This window comes from Mesorhizobium captivum (assembly GCF_033977165.1).
Classification (GTDB): Bacteria; Pseudomonadota; Alphaproteobacteria; order Rhizobiales; family Rhizobiaceae; genus Mesorhizobium; species Mesorhizobium captivum.
In genome coordinates, this window is sequence record NZ_JAVIJB010000003.1 from 65628 (window position 1) to 79563 (window position 13936).

The 13936-nt window shown below is 63.8% G+C and carries 13 protein-coding genes and 1 tRNA gene; 7 read left to right on the forward strand and 7 right to left on the reverse strand.

Translation table 11 applies throughout. The annotated features are described in order from the left end of the window. Positions 1 to 85: 85 nt before the first annotated feature. The 4 genes from RFM40_RS04350 to tkt all read right to left on the reverse strand — a co-directional run bounded on the left by RFM40_RS04350 (position 86) and on the right by tkt (position 6755). The gene (locus RFM40_RS04350; RefSeq protein ID WP_320224686.1) at positions 86 to 1282 is read right to left on the reverse strand and encodes a phosphoglycerate kinase; all 1197 of its coding nucleotides are present in this window, start codon (positions 1280 to 1282) and stop codon (positions 86 to 88) included. A gap of 102 nt (positions 1283 to 1384) precedes the next feature. Next, positions 1385 to 3274, reverse strand: a complete 1890-nt coding sequence (locus RFM40_RS04355) for a potassium/proton antiporter (protein WP_320224685.1) — start codon at positions 3272 to 3274, stop codon at positions 1385 to 1387. A 274-nt stretch (positions 3275 to 3548) separates the two neighbouring features. Then, on the reverse strand, positions 3549 to 4559 hold the full coding sequence (gene gap / locus RFM40_RS04360) for a type I glyceraldehyde-3-phosphate dehydrogenase (protein ID WP_320224684.1): 1011 nt from the start codon (positions 4557 to 4559) through the stop codon (positions 3549 to 3551). 204 nt (positions 4560 to 4763) lie between these two features. Further along, positions 4764 to 6755: a transketolase gene (tkt, locus tag RFM40_RS04365; RefSeq protein WP_320277183.1), complete on the reverse strand. Its 1992-nt coding sequence runs from the start codon at positions 6753 to 6755 to the stop codon at positions 4764 to 4766. A gap of 275 nt (positions 6756 to 7030) precedes the next feature. Between tkt and RFM40_RS04370 the strand changes: the two genes are divergently transcribed. From RFM40_RS04370 to RFM40_RS04380, 3 genes are all read left to right on the forward strand, one after another. Further along, a complete protein-coding gene (locus RFM40_RS04370) occupies positions 7031 to 7303 on the forward strand; it encodes a DUF4164 domain-containing protein (protein WP_320224037.1) in 273 nt (90 codons plus the stop codon). Between the two features lie 4 nt (positions 7304 to 7307). Further along, positions 7308 to 7673, forward strand: coding sequence for a cell division protein ZapA (locus RFM40_RS04375; RefSeq protein ID WP_320277184.1), 366 nt, complete (start codon positions 7308 to 7310; stop codon positions 7671 to 7673). A 301-nt stretch (positions 7674 to 7974) separates the two neighbouring features. After that, entirely contained in the window at positions 7975 to 8634 is a 660-nt protein-coding gene (locus tag RFM40_RS04380) for a peroxiredoxin (protein WP_126097539.1), read from the forward strand. Between the two features lie 317 nt (positions 8635 to 8951). On the opposite strand, the gene rpoH is transcribed toward RFM40_RS04380, so the two are convergent. Continuing rightward, a complete protein-coding gene (gene rpoH / locus RFM40_RS04385; RefSeq protein WP_126097540.1) occupies positions 8952 to 9863 on the reverse strand; it encodes an RNA polymerase sigma factor RpoH in 912 nt (303 codons plus the stop codon). Positions 9864 to 10073: 210 nt separating this feature from the next. Continuing rightward, on the reverse strand, positions 10074 to 11129 hold the full coding sequence (locus RFM40_RS04390; RefSeq protein ID WP_320277185.1) for an RluA family pseudouridine synthase: 1056 nt from the start codon (positions 11127 to 11129) through the stop codon (positions 10074 to 10076). Positions 11130 to 11155: 26 nt separating this feature from the next. On the opposite strand from RFM40_RS04390, the gene RFM40_RS04395 reads away from it, so the two are divergent. From RFM40_RS04395 to RFM40_RS04405, 3 genes are all read left to right on the forward strand, one after another. Further along, on the forward strand, positions 11156 to 11539 hold the full coding sequence (locus tag RFM40_RS04395; protein ID WP_320277186.1) for a fimbrial protein: 384 nt from the start codon (positions 11156 to 11158) through the stop codon (positions 11537 to 11539). Positions 11540 to 11550: 11 nt separating this feature from the next. Beyond that, positions 11551 to 11964 (forward strand): VOC family protein, encoded by a 414-nt coding sequence (locus tag RFM40_RS04400; protein ID WP_320277252.1) that lies wholly within the window; start codon positions 11551 to 11553, stop codon positions 11962 to 11964. Positions 11965 to 12050: 86 nt separating this feature from the next. Continuing rightward, positions 12051 to 12125 (forward strand) — tRNA-Glu (locus RFM40_RS04405). A 33-nt stretch (positions 12126 to 12158) separates the two neighbouring features. On the opposite strand, the gene RFM40_RS04410 is transcribed toward RFM40_RS04405, so the two are convergent. After that, the gene (locus RFM40_RS04410) at positions 12159 to 13226 is read right to left on the reverse strand and encodes an adenylate/guanylate cyclase domain-containing protein (RefSeq protein ID WP_320277187.1); all 1068 of its coding nucleotides are present in this window, start codon (positions 13224 to 13226) and stop codon (positions 12159 to 12161) included. Positions 13227 to 13344: 118 nt separating this feature from the next. Between RFM40_RS04410 and RFM40_RS04415 the strand changes: the two genes are divergently transcribed. After that, positions 13345 to 13785 carry an SRPBCC family protein gene (locus RFM40_RS04415; RefSeq protein WP_320221072.1) on the forward strand — a complete coding sequence of 147 codons (441 nt, stop codon included), beginning with the start codon at positions 13345 to 13347 and terminating at the stop codon, positions 13783 to 13785. Positions 13786 to 13936 lie beyond the last annotated feature (151 nt).

Below are 13936 nucleotides of genomic sequence, written 5' to 3' on the forward strand. Positions count from 1 at the left end.
ACTACCGCCAAAGGAATGACGCCGGAAAGCTCGAATCGATTGAAAAGTTTTCGAGCTGCGAACGTTCTCGCCGAATGTTGATATGCTAGCGTTTCAGCACCTCGACGCCGGGCAGCGGCTTGCCTTCCATCCACTCGAGGAAGGCGCCGCCGGCGGTCGAGACATAGGTGAACTCGTCGGCGACGCCGGCATGGTTGAGCGCCGCCACCGTGTCGCCGCCGCCGGCGACCGAAACCAGCTTGCCCTCCTTGGTGCGGGCCGCAGCGTGCTTCGCCGCGACCACCGTGGCATGGTCGAAGGGCTCGATCTCGAAGGCGCCGAGCGGGCCGTTCCACACCAGGGTCGCGGCACGGTCGATCCAGTCGGTGACGCTTTTGACGGTCTTTGCACCGACATCGAGGATCATGCCGTCGGCCGGCACGTCCGAGATGGCGACGGTTTCGCTCGCAGCACCCGCCTTGAATTCCTTCGCCACGACGCCGTCGGCAGGCAGGATGATGGCGCAGCCGGCTTCCGCCGCCTCGATCATGATCTGCTTGGCGGTGTCGGCCAGGTCATGCTCGCAGAGCGATCTGCCGACGTCGGTGCCGCGCGCGGCCAGGAAGGTGTTGGCCATGCCGCCGCCGATGACCAGCGCGTCGACCTTCTTCACCAGGTTCATCAACAGGTCGATCTTGGTCGAGACCTTGGCGCCGCCGACGATGGCGACCACGGGCCGCACCGGATTGCCGAGACCCTTTTCCAGCGCGTCGAGCTCGGCCTGCATGGTGCGGCCGGCATAGGCCGGCAGCCGGTGCGCCAGGCCTTCGGTCGACGCGTGCGCCCGGTGCGCGGCGGAAAAAGCGTCGTTGACGTAGATGTCGCCATTGGCGGCGAGCTTCTCGGTGAAGGCCGGCTCATTCTTCTCCTCGGCCTTGTGGAAGCGGGTGTTTTCCAAAAGCAGGACGTCGCCGTCCTTCATGGCGGCCACCGCTTCCGCCGCCTTGTCTCCGATGCAGTCGGCGGCGAAGCGGACCGGGCGGCCGAGCACTTGCGCCGTCGCGCGGGCGATCGGCTCCAGCGAGAATTCGGCCGAGGGGCCGTCCTTGGGACGGCCGAAATGCGCGAGCAGGATCACCTTGGCGCCCTTGCCGGAGAGCTCGGAAATGGTCGGCGCGATGCGCTCGATGCGCGTGGCGTCGGTCACCTTGCCGTCCGCTACCGGCACATTGAGGTCGACGCGCACCAGAACGCGCTTGCCGCTGACGGCGCCGATATCGTCGAGTGTCTTGAAGCCGGCCATGGTCGTTCCTTTCCGCGAAAACGCGGGGACCTTACCCGGCACCGGCGGCGATGCAAGGGCTGCATTGAAGCGCGCGCGCAAAAATGATGTCGTTGTGTGACGTCAGCTTTCGCTTGCCGCTTTTTGCGCCACAGGGTCGGGCGCCGGAGCGTCCTCGGCGGAGGGCACCACGACAGGCGCTTCTGCGGGTTTGCGCCAGTCGCGGATGAAGGCGGCGATGCGGTCGGCGATCTCGCCAGCGCTCAGGAAAACCGGCACCCGCGCCACCGGCGCGGTCGGCTCGAAGGACAGGCCAAGTCCGGTGATCCTGCCTTTCTCGTCGACATCGCGCACGATCAGCTCGATCGGGCCGATCATTACGCGGTCGGCATATTCAGCGTGGCCGCCGAGCCGCTCCGTGACAAGTGCTGCGACGGTGAGCTTCTGCTCGGCCTCGGTGAGGCCTGGCGCGTAGGCGGCTTCCAGCTCTCCCGCCAAGCGGGCCGGATCGACGGCGAAAGCGCCGAAGAAGTCCGCATCCTCGGGATCGACCACGGCGCGGCTGGCGAACAGCTTGTCGAGCAGGCGCGGATAGCGGTCCGGAACGAAGATGTAGACCTGGTCGCCCGCGGTCAGCCGGCCCATGTCCTGGAAACGCATGGAGCGGCCGTCGCGCAGCACCAGCGAAGGCCGCGCCCAGCGCGGAATGCGCTCGCCGCGCGCCACCGGGCTGCCGGGTGCCACGCGATAGGCGAGCAGCTCGTGATGCGCCGAGCCCGGCAGCTCGAGCTCGACCTTGTCGAGCGGCCCGAGGCGGGCCGGCACGATGAGGCCAAGGCGGCGGGCCAGCGGTCCGACGGTCCAGCCCTGCACCACCAGTGACACGAGCACGATGATGAAGGCGACGTTGAAGATGAGGCGGCCGTTCGCCAGCCCGCCGAGCAGCGGCGTGATGGCAAGCAGGATCGAGACGGCGCCGCGCAGGCCGACCCATGAGACGAAGGCGACCTCGGGACGCGGCAGGCGGAACGGGGTCAGGCAGAGCCAGACGGCCAAAGGCCGCGCCACGAAGATCAGGAAAAGGCCGAGCAGAATCGCCGGCACCATGATCGCCGGGAACTGCGACGGCGTGGCGAAAAGACCAAGGATCAGGAACATGATGATCTGCGCCAGCCACGACATGCCGTCCTGGAAGCGTTTCAGGATGGTGACGGCGCGAATGTCGGAATTGCCAGCGACGAGGCCGGCGAGATAGACGGCCAGGAAGCCGGAGCCGCCGACGGCGCCGGCCGCCGCGAACACCATCAGCGAGAGCGTCAGCACGAAGATCGGCAGCAGGCCGTGGTCGAGATTCAGCCGCTCGACGAGGCGCACGATGGCGAAGCCGCCGAGCACGCCGATGACGGCGCCAAGCCCCATATTGATGACGAAGCCGAGGGCAAGGTTGGTGGCGAGAACATCCGCTTGCGGATTTGTGTGGGCCGCAATGATCTCGACCAAAGTGATGGTCAGGAAAATGGCGATCGGATCGTTGGTGCCGGATTCGACCTCGAGCGTCGAACGTACGCGCTCGCGCAGGTGGATTTCGCCGGCGCGCAGCAGGAAGAACACGGCGGCGGCGTCGGTCGAGGCGACGGCGGCGCCGAGCAGCGAAGATTCCAGCCAGCTGAGGTTGAGCAGATAAAAGGCGGCAGCGCCGAAAATGCCGGTGGTGAGGATGACGCCGACGGTCGCCAGCGAAAGCGCCGGCCCGGCCGCCTGGCGCAAGGCGTTGAGCGGCGTGCCGAAGCCGGAATCGAACAGGATGATGGCTAGAGCCAGTGAGCCGGCAAAGTAAGCCAGCCGCGCATTGTCGAACTCGATGCCGAGGCCGTCGACGCCGGTGGCGAGCCCGATGCAGAGGAAGAGCAGCAGCAGGGGGGCGCCGAAGCGGAAGGCGATCAGGCTCGAAAACGCGGCGGCCACGACAAGCGCGGTGCCGACCAGCGTTACAAGATAGATCGCATGCTCCATCCGGAATCGCCCCTCACATCCCACGCATGACCCCGAAAATCGGGTTCGATTTTCGGAAAGGATCATGCGAAAAATCAAAGTGTTACAGCGTCCTTTGCGCGTCCGAATGGACGCGCGGCGCTGTAATCCTCCCGCTTTACGGCAGAGTGGGGCGAAGACATGACGAGTGCAAGGCGGCAGCGTGGTTTTTTGGCCCCGAATTGCCATGCGAACGGCTCAACGAAAAACGCCCGGCCGAAGCCGGGCGTCCTAAACCGTCAGAAGAGGCCTGCGATCAGGCGATGGTGTTGCCGAAGGCAACCGCCGTGTCGCCCATGCGGTTCGAGAAGCCCCACTCGTTGTCGTACCACGACAGCACCGAAACGAAGTTGCCGTCCATGACCTTGGTCTGGTCGAGCGCCGCGATCGAGGAGTGCGGATCGTGGTTGAAGTCGATCGAGACGTTCGGGTGATGGGTGACCGCCAGGATGCCCTTGAGCTTGCCCTTGGAGGCGGCGATCAGCGCTTCGTTGATCTCCTGCGCTGTGGTCGAGCGCTTGGCGATGAACTTGAAGTCGACGACCGAGACGTTCGGGGTCGGCACACGGATCGAGATGCCGTCGAGCTTGCCCTTGAGGTCGGGCAGCACGAGGCCGATCGCCTTGGCAGCACCCGTCGAGGTCGGGATCTGCGAGAGCGCCGCCGCGCGGGCGCGGTAGAGGTCCTTGTGCATGGTGTCCAGCGTCGGCTGGTCGCCGGTGTAGGAGTGGATCGTCGTCATCATGCCCTTCTCGATGCCGACGGTCTCGTGCAGGACGGCCGCAAGCGGCGCCAGGCAGTTGGTGGTGCAGGACGCGTTGGAGATGACAACGTGGTCCTTGGTCAGCTTGTCGTGGTTGATGCCGTAGACGACGGTGAGGTCGGCGCCTTCGGCCGGAGCCGAGACGATGACGCGCTTGGCGCCGGCGGTCAGATGCGCGGCGGCCTTGTCGCGGGCGGTGAAGATGCCGGTGCATTCGAGCGCGATGTCGATGCCGAGCTCCTTCCAGGGCAGCTGGGTCGGATCCTTGATGGCGGTGACCTTGAACTTCTCCTTGCCGACCGAGATCTGGTCGCCGTCGACCGTCACCTCGTGCGGGAAGCGGCCATGCACGCTGTCGTAGCGGAGCAGGTGCGCGTTGGTCTCGACCGGGCCGAGGTCGTTGACGGCGACGACGTCGATGTCCTTGCGGCCGGATTCATGGATCGCACGCAGGATGTTGCGGCCGATGCGGCCAAATCCGTTGATGGCAACTCTGACGGTCATTTTTCTCTCCCTGGGGCTGGAAAGCGGATGGGTCCGCAGCTTCATAGCGGCGGATGGCACAAGAATCCAGCCGCAGGAGCCCAGATTTAAATCGATTAGGTTGGTCCAGTCCGGCGAAACCCTTGAATGGCCTCCCCGGACCGGGCTTCCTGCTTCTATATGTCGCTCAAGGGCGCACAGCGGCTTTGGGCGACATGCAATGGCTCACTTGCCGTGCAGGCGTTCTTCCACCGCCTTCGCCGCGGCGTCCGCCGTGATGCCGAAATGCGGATAGAGCTGCTCGATCGAGCCGGAGGCGCCGAAGCCGTGCATGCCGACGAAGATGCCATCAGTGCCGATGAGATGGTCCCAGCCCTGCCGGATGCCCGCCTCGATGGCGACCTTCACCTTGGCGTTGCCGATGGTCCTGTTGCGATAGTCCTCGCTCTGCCGGTCGAACAGCTCGAAGCAGGGCACCGAGACGACGCGGGTTGGATGGCCGTGCTTCTCGAGCAGTTCGCGGGCGGCAAGCGCGATCTCGACCTCGGATCCGGTGGCAAAGATCGTCACCGCCGCCTCGCCATTTGCCGCGGCGAGCTCATAGGCGCCGGAGGCGCTGAGGTTCTTCTCGCTGAACTCGTTGCGCACGGTCGGCAGGTTCTGGCGGGTCAGCGCCAGCGTCGACGGCGTCCTTTCGGACTCCAGCGCCAACTGCCAGCATTCGGCGGTTTCGACCGCATCGGCCGGGCGGAACACATTGTGGTTCGGAATGGCGCGCAGCGCCGCCAGATGCTCGACCGGCTGGTGGGTCGGGCCGTCCTCGCCGAGGCCGATCGAGTCATGCGTCATGACGAAGATCGAGCGGATGCCCATCAGCGAGGCCAGGCGCATCGAGGGGCGGGCATAGTCGGAGAAGCACAGGAAGGTGCCGCCATAGGCGATGAGGCCGCCATGCAGCGTCAAGCCGTTTATCGCGGCCGCCATGCCGTGCTCGCGGATGCCGTAGTGGATATAGCGCTGGCCGTAGTCGTCCGGCGTGATGTTCTTGGTCTGGCTGGTCTTGGTGTTGTTGGAGCCGGTGAGGTCGGCCGAGCCGCCGATGGTTTCGGGAACCGCGCCGTTGATCACTTCCAGCGCCATCTCCGACGACTTGCGGGTCGCGACCTTCGGCTTATCGGCCGAGAGCTTCTTCTTGTAGTCGGCGATGACGGCATCGAAGTTGGACGGCAGCTTGCCGGCAATGCGGCGCTCGAACTCGCCCTGCAGGCTGGCGTCGGCCTTGGCAAGGCGGCCTTCCCAATCGGCGCGCGCCTTGGCGCCGCCGGTGCCGACCGCGCGCCAGGCCTCGAGGATGTCGGTCGGAATCTCGAAGGGCGGCGATTCCCAGTTGAAGAATTTGCGCGCGCCGGCGATTTCCTCGGCGCCGAGCGGCGAGCCATGCGCCTTGTTGGTGCCGGCCTTGGTCGGGGCGCCGAAGCCGATGGTCGTCTTGCAGGCGATCATCGTCGGCTTGTCGGAATGGCGTGCAGCTTCGATGGCATAGGCGATCGCTTCCGGATCGGTGCCGTCGATGTGGCTGGCGTTCCAGCCGCTGGCCTGGAAGCGGGCGACCTGGTCGGTGTTGTCGGCGAGCGAGACCGGGCCGTCGATCGAGATGTTGTTGTTGTCCCAGAAGACGATCAGCTTGTTGAGCTTGAGGTGACCGGCAAGCGCGATGGCTTCCTGGGAGACGCCTTCCATCAGGCAGCCGTCGCCGGCCAGCACATAGGTGTAGTGGTCAACGAGGGCGTTGCCGAAGGCGGCGTTCATGATGCGCTCGCCGAGCGCGAAGCCAACCGAATTGGCGAGACCCTGCCCGAGCGGGCCGGTGGTGGTCTCGATGCCGGCGGCATGGCCGTATTCGGGATGGCCGGCGGTCTTCGATCCGACCTGCCGGAAATTCTTGATCTGGTCGATCGTCATGTCCTCATAGCCGGTGAGGTACATGAGCGAGTAGAGCAGCATCGAGCCGTGGCCGGCCGACAGGATGAAGCGGTCGCGGTCGGCCCAATGCGGGGCCTTGGCGTCGAATTTCAGGAAGCGGGTGAACAGCACCGTGGCGATGTCGGCGCAGCCCATGGGCAGGCCGGGATGACCCGAATTCGCCTTTTCGACGGCGTCCATGGAGAGAAAACGGATCGCATTGGCCATCCGGTCATGTTGTTCACGCGAGGTCATGCTTCCTCCGGAAGTGGGTTGGAGCCTTAGGTGAGCCCTTGGGGGGGAGCCCTTGGAAAGGATGCCGCGACACATAGCAGGCGCGGCCTTTTAGTCAACAAATCCGGTCGGCTTTTGCCGGGCTTGTGAAGGGGTCGGGTGCGCTACATTAGCGTTAGCAGGGGACAGTCGCGAGAGCTTTATTGACGCGCGCTTCACCCGGCGCCTAATCTTTCCGACATAACGCGTTCTGAACGCGAGCGATTCGGTGACGGGCAGGGCATAGGACGAAGGCCATGACCGGGGAAGCGACCCTCAAAGAAGTCATCGCCAGGCTCGGCAAGGCCATGGAAGGGCTGGAAAACGCCGTGGCGGCGCGGCTCGAGCATGAGCGCGACTATTCGGAAGCCGAGGCCGAGGTGCAGCGCATGAATGCCGACCGCTCGCGGTTGGCGCAGGAGCTCGATAATTCCGAGGCCCGCGCCGAACGGCTGGAAGATGCCAACAAGGAAGTATCGCGCCGGCTGGTGACCGCCATGGAGACCATCCGCGCGGTACTGGACAGGTAAGCCAATGGCACAGGTGACGGTTTCGATCGACAGCAAGCAGTACCGGATGGCTTGCGACGAGGGCCAGGAAGAGCACCTGATCGACCTCGCCGAGCGCTTCGACCGCTATGTCGCGCATCTGAAGGATTCCTTCGGCGAGATTGGCGACCAGCGGCTGACCGTGATGGCCGGCATCATGGTGATGGACGAGCTCTCGGAGCTCAACAAGCGTGTCAAGGGCATGGAGAGCGAAGTGCTGACGCTGCGCAAGACGCGCGACGAGGCGCTGACCAAGGCCGACAAAAGCGACAGTGTGCTGACCACGGCGCTCGCGGCGCTTGCCCAGCGCATGGAAGATCTGGCGACGACGCTGTCGGTGAAGAAGGCTTAAAGCGCGCCCAGTCCGGACCCTAAAGCGCGTCGCGATCTTTCAGATTCGCTCCATGCGCTTCGGTTTTTGATTTTACGCATGTCTTTCTCCCGAAACCGGTTCCCACTTTCGGGAGACATGCGCTAGCGTCCATCGCGGAAATTCCTGCTGTCTTTTCCAGGAAAAGACGAAATTTTTCCGCCGCTTCGATCACGCTTGCAGACACAAGCCTTTTGAACCGGGCCGTCCGGCGGTATAGAAGGCTGAGCCGCCGCTGGGGTTGGCCCATGCCGGCGACATGTCACAGGGTAGGGAGCACGTCATGAGCCTTCGTATCAACGACATCGCGCCGGACTTCACGGCCGAGACCACGCAAGGGACGATCAATTTCCATCAGTGGATCGGTGACGGCTGGGCGGTGCTTTTCAGCCATCCAAAGAACTTCACGCCGGTCTGCACGACCGAGCTCGGCACGATGGCCGGGCTGGAAGGCGACTTCAAGAAGCGCAACGTCAAGATCATAGGCATTTCCGTCGACCCGGTATCGAGCCACGACAAGTGGCAGGCCGACATCAAGACCGCTACCGGCCAAACGGTGAATTACCCGCTGATCGGCGACAAGGACCTCAAGGTCGCCAAGCTTTACGAGATGCTGCCGGCGGGCGCCGGCGAGAGCTCGGAAGGCCGCACGCCGGCCGACAACGCCACCGTGCGCTCTGTCTACGTCATCGGCCCGGACAAGAAGATCAAGCTGGTGCTGACCTATCCGATGACCACGGGCCGCAACTTCGACGAGATCCTGCGTGTCATCGATTCCATCCAGCTGACGGCCAAGCACCAGGTGGCGACGCCGGCGAACTGGAAGCAGGGCGAGGATGTGATCATCACCGCCGCCGTCTCCAACGAGGACGCCATCAAGCGCTTCGGCGCCTACGAGACGGTGCTGCCGTATCTGCGCAAGACCAAGCAGCCGACGGCGTGAGCTTTCCTTCTCCCCGTTCACGGGGAGAAGGTGCCCGAAGGGCGGATGAGGGGCGGCGCGGCGCTTCGAAACGATCGCGCCAAATCCTCGGACTCAACCGCTGCTCGAAACGACAACCTCGCAGCCTCGGTGCTGCCTCTCATTGCCCTGCCCGTCCTCCGCAGCAGCTGCGCTGCAGCTGCGGAGGGTGGACCGGGCATTTCTCCCCGTATAGTGACGGGGAGAAAGGGCTGGTTCGCCGCTTTCGCCAATCGCCGACGTGAAAACAAAAAAAGGCGGCGCCGAAGCGCCGCCTTTTTATTTCAATCTCAAGCCTTTTAAGCCGCCGGCTGCGCCTCGATGGTGCGCAGTGCCTGGGCCTGGCGCTTGGCCGCGGCCTTGACCGCGTCCTGCACCTTCTCGAACGCGCGCACCTCGATCTGGCGCACGCGCTCGCGGCTGATGTCGAACTCGGCAGACAGCTCTTCCAGCGTCAGCGGCTCTTCGGCCAGGCGACGCGCCTCGAAGATGCGCCGCTCGCGATCGTTGAGCACCGACAGAGCGCCCGACAGCATTGAGCGCCGGTTTTCCAGTTCGTCCTGCTCGATCAGCATCTCTTCCTGGCTTTCGTGGTCGTCGACCAGCCAGTCCTGCCATTCGCCGGACTCGCCTTCGCTCGCCCTGATCGGGGCATTGAGCGAAGCGTCGCCCGACAGGCGGCGGTTCATCGACACCACCTCGGCCTCGGACACGTTGAGGCGTGTGGCGATCTCGGCGATCTGGTCGGGCTTCAAATCGCCGTCGTCGAGCGCCTGAATTCTGCCCTTAACCTTGCGCAGGTTGAAGAACAGGCGCTTCTGGTTGGCGGTGGTGCCCATCTTGACTAGGCTCCACGAGCGCAGGATGTATTCCTGGATCGAGGCCTTGATCCACCACATAGCGTAGGTGGCGAGCCGGAAACCACGCTCCGGTTCGAATTTCTTCACGGCCTGCATGAGGCCGACATTGCCTTCCGAGATCACCTCGCCGATCGGCAGGCCGTAGCCGCGATAGCCCATGGCGATCTTGGCCACGAGCCGCAAATGGCTGGTGACGAGCTTGTGCGCGGCGGAGGTGTCCTGATGCTCGGCATAACGCTTGGCGAGCATGTACTCTTCCTGCGGTTGAAGCATCGGAAAGCGACGGATTTCTTCCAGGTAACGGGCGAGACCGCCTTCACCGGAAACGATACTGGGTAGTGACTGGGCCATGATTGCGCCCCCTCTCTATTGGAGTGATGCCCCCGTAACGCGGCGGGCATGCGACGCGAATGCCAATCGGCTCATCCGCGGCAACTGCTGTATATAGGAACAAAACCAGAAAGGACAGGCATTTGTTCAACACGAAACAGTGTGTCACGCTGAAGTGAACAACGCCAGTCAGGTTTTTTGATGGCTGGTTTCAAGCGTCTTGATGGCGGCTCAGAGTTTGCGGAAACCGCCGACGAGTTGCTCCATGTCCCTCGGCATCGGCGCCTCGAACCTCATCGTTAGATGGGTAGCCGGATGGCGGAATTCAAGGAGCCAGGCGTGGAGCGCCTGCCGGGAAAATGCAGTGACCTCGCTTTTCAGCGGCTCCGGCAGCCGGTTGGCCTTGGTGCGGAAGGCCTGGCCGTAATCCGGATCGCCGATCACGGGATGGCCGATATGCGCCATATGAACCCTGATCTGATGCGTGCGGCCGGTCTCCAGCCGGCATTCGACCAGACTTGCCGTGGCGAAGGCCTTCTGCCCTTCGCCGAAGCGTTCGACCACGCTGAAATGGGTGACCGCATGGCGGGCGTCGTCGCGTTCTTCGGGAACCACCGCGCGGCGGACGCGGTCAGCGGCGCGGCCGAGCGCGGCGTCGACGGTGCCGCTCGGCCTATGCGGAATGCCCCAGACCAGCGCCAGATAGGCACGCTCGAGATCGCCGGTGCGGCCATGGTCGGCAAAGGCCTCCGACAGCGCCTTGTGGGCGCGGTCGGTCTTGGCCACCACCATAACACCGCTCGTCTCCTTGTCGAGGCGATGAACGATGCCCGGCCGCCTGACGCCGCCGATGCCGGAGAGGCTGTCGCCGCAGTGATGGATCAGCGCGTTGACCAGCGTGCCGGACCAGTTGCCGGCGCCGGGATGGACGACCAGACCCGCCGGCTTGTTGATGACGATCAACTCGTCGTCTTCGTAGAGGATATCGAGCGGGATCGCCTCGCCCTGCGGCTCGGCCGGTTCCGGTTCCGGCATGACGACCGAGACGTGCTCGCCGACCGCCATCTTGCGCTTGGCCTCCTCGACCGGCTTGCCGCCGATCGAGACCGCGCCTTGGCGGATCAGGGCCTGCACGCGGCTACGCGAGATATCGGGACCGAGCCTGGCGGCCAGCCATTGGTCGAGGCGCTGGCCGGCAGCATCGGCGCCTGCTTCCAGGACGACCGCTTCACGCTCGGTCAATTCATCCCCTATCAAATTCGGGGCCTCTTCGTTATGAGCGCTCATCGAAACCCGTTGCGGATTGTTTAGCCATGGCCCGGCCCATCGCCGAAGAAGATGAAGAGAAGCCGCTCGACCCCGCTGCCGAAAAGGTGCGCAGGAAGCTCATCCGCTTCATGATCGTCAATCTCGGCCTGCTGTTCCTCGCCCTTATGGTGGTGATCGGGGCGCTTGTCTACAAAGCCCGCAATGCGCCGGCTGCCGGATCGGCACCCGCCGGCGACGTCAAGGCTCCGGCCGGCGCGCCGCTCAGCGGCGACATCGTGTTGCCGGTCCGCGCCAGGGTGGTCAGCCAGTCGCTGTCCGGCAACCTGCTGTCGATCGATGCCGAGCTTGCCGACGGCAGCCGTTCCATCTTCGTCTACGACATTGCCGAGCGCCGCATGATCGGCCAGTTCCCAATCCGTAACAAATGAGCCCGCAACAAATGGGCGGCTTTGCCGAAAAACGCTGCATTGCGACGGTGGCGCTCGTCGTCGAAAACTATGACGAGGCGATCGCCTGGTATGTCGAGCGGCTCGGCTTCGTGCTGACCGACGATGTCGACCTCGGCGGCGGCAAGCGCTGGGTGACGGTCACGCCGGCAAATGGACAAGGCGCGCGGCTGTTGCTTGCGGAGGCTTCCGGCGAGACGCAGGCGAGCCGTATCGGCGACCAGACCGGCGGCCGGGTGTTTCTGTTCCTCGAAACGGACGACTTTGCGCGCGACCATCAGGCGATGCTGGCAAATGGCATCAAGTTCCGCGAGGCGCCGCGCTTTGAAGCCTACGGGACGGTGGCGGTGTTTGCCGATCTCTACGGCAATCTCTGGGACCTGATCGAGCCGAAACGGCAGGGTTGACCAGGGGCAGTCTGCAAAGTCCGGGAACAGTCCGAAACCCCAGTTGCTTTTTCCGAGCCGCCAGCCTATGTAGCCGGTTCTTGGGCGCGCCCATCGTCTAGCGGTCAGGACACCGCCCTCTCACGGCGGGAACAGGGGTTCGATTCCCCTTGGGCGTACCAAGCAATCAACAGCTTGGACCATTGGCATTCGATCTATTCCGGCAAGCCGAAAAGCGTTTGCGCGCCTGCTATTCCTCTGAGCGGATGACTGCCCATGGCGATCATCGGCTCGGTAGTTTCTGCCTCGAACACTGTCGACGCGAGCACCGTCCGTCCTAACGGCTTGCACAGCCCTTCGATGCGGCTAACAAGATTTACAGCCTTGCCGATCGCGGTGAAGTCCAACCTGCCGGCAGTGCCGATATTCCCCCAAAGTATCTCGCCGACATGCAGGCCAATGCCATATCCGAGCTCAGGGCCCCCATTGCGGCGGCGCGTTTGGTTGAGATGATCTATCCCGGCGCGCGTGGCCTTCACGGCGCGTACCGCCGCGTCACATGCGGCCCTTGCATCGCGCTCGCCAATCGGGAAAATCGCGAGGACGCCATCACCTATGAACTTGAGAACCTCGCCACCAAATGCGTGCACCGCGCCGGCGACGCAATCGAACCAGGCATCAAGTACCGATACGATCTCGTCTGCATCATGAACCTCGGATAGATCGGTGAAACCTCGAAGATCCGCGCACAGAAGCGCAGCCCGTATCGTTTCTCCCTTTACTCGACGAGAATGACCGTTGAGCACATGTGCTGCACTGCGCTTTCCCAAATATGCTTCGAGCAGTTCGCGTTTCGCAGACCGTTCTGCGAGCGCGGTCATCGGAGCCGCGGCAAACCGGGAGACTTGCCGCAGCAGCTCTGACTGCGCCTCATCCGGGGTGTGATCGAACGCCCACACCAAAGTCGGTGCGACACCGCCCGCTCCCTCGTCGAACACGATCGCCCGCGTCGTGCCAAGCCACTCTCGCAGCACGAGCCGGGGATCGGCATTCTGGCGGTCGGCGCCTATCCCCAAAGCCTGGACCACTTCATCGCTAGGCGCTCGCCAGAGCCAGATGCGGCGTGAAATAATCGGGTTGGGAGCATCCTGCGCCAGCGCGCTGGCAATGATCGGCAAGCCGTCTTCCATCAAATGCGTTGAGAGCTGCAATAGAAGTCGCCCACCGTCGCCAATATGCGCGGCGTCGTCCAGAAGGAATGAAAGCGAGTTCGCGAGAAGCATCGGTAGAAGGTCACTCGGCACCGGCTTTATGCTTACGCCTCGAACATCTTCTTGCAACTCCCCACATTCGCTTCAATCATGCACGGCATTTCGATGCGGATGTGACCTGGAGTGAGCAATGGCGGAATCGGTTTACACAGAGATTGAGGTCGCGGCGCCACAGGCGACCGTGTTCGCGCTTTTGACGGATCCGGACCAGATCGTGCGATGGATCGGGACCGAAGCGAATTTGGATGCAACCCCGGGCGGTCTGTTCCTCGTCAATGTCGGTGGTCGCCATATGGCGCGCGGTGAGTTCACCGAGGTGATCCCGGTCCACCGTCTTGCCTACAGTTTTGGCTGGGAAGACAACGAGACCGTGCCGCCCGGCTCCAGCCATGTCGAGATCGACCTGATCGCGAGGGATGCGGGGACACTGATCCGCTTCACGCACAGCGGACTGCCGAACGCAAAGGAGCGTGACAGCCATCGAAAGGGATGGGAGCACTACCTCTCAAGGCTGAAGATCACCGCCGATGGGGGACATGTCGATCCCGACGTGCCGATGGAGAACATGTGATTTTCATCGAAGGGTCGCGGATGTCCGTCAAAGCCTGGACCGACACTAAAGCTGCCAGCGACGGATCGTTTCGGCGAGCTCAGCGAACGCGTCGACAATTCCCGCGCCGCTCTTTGCGCTCACGAATCGAGACATGCGGGGGGATACCAGC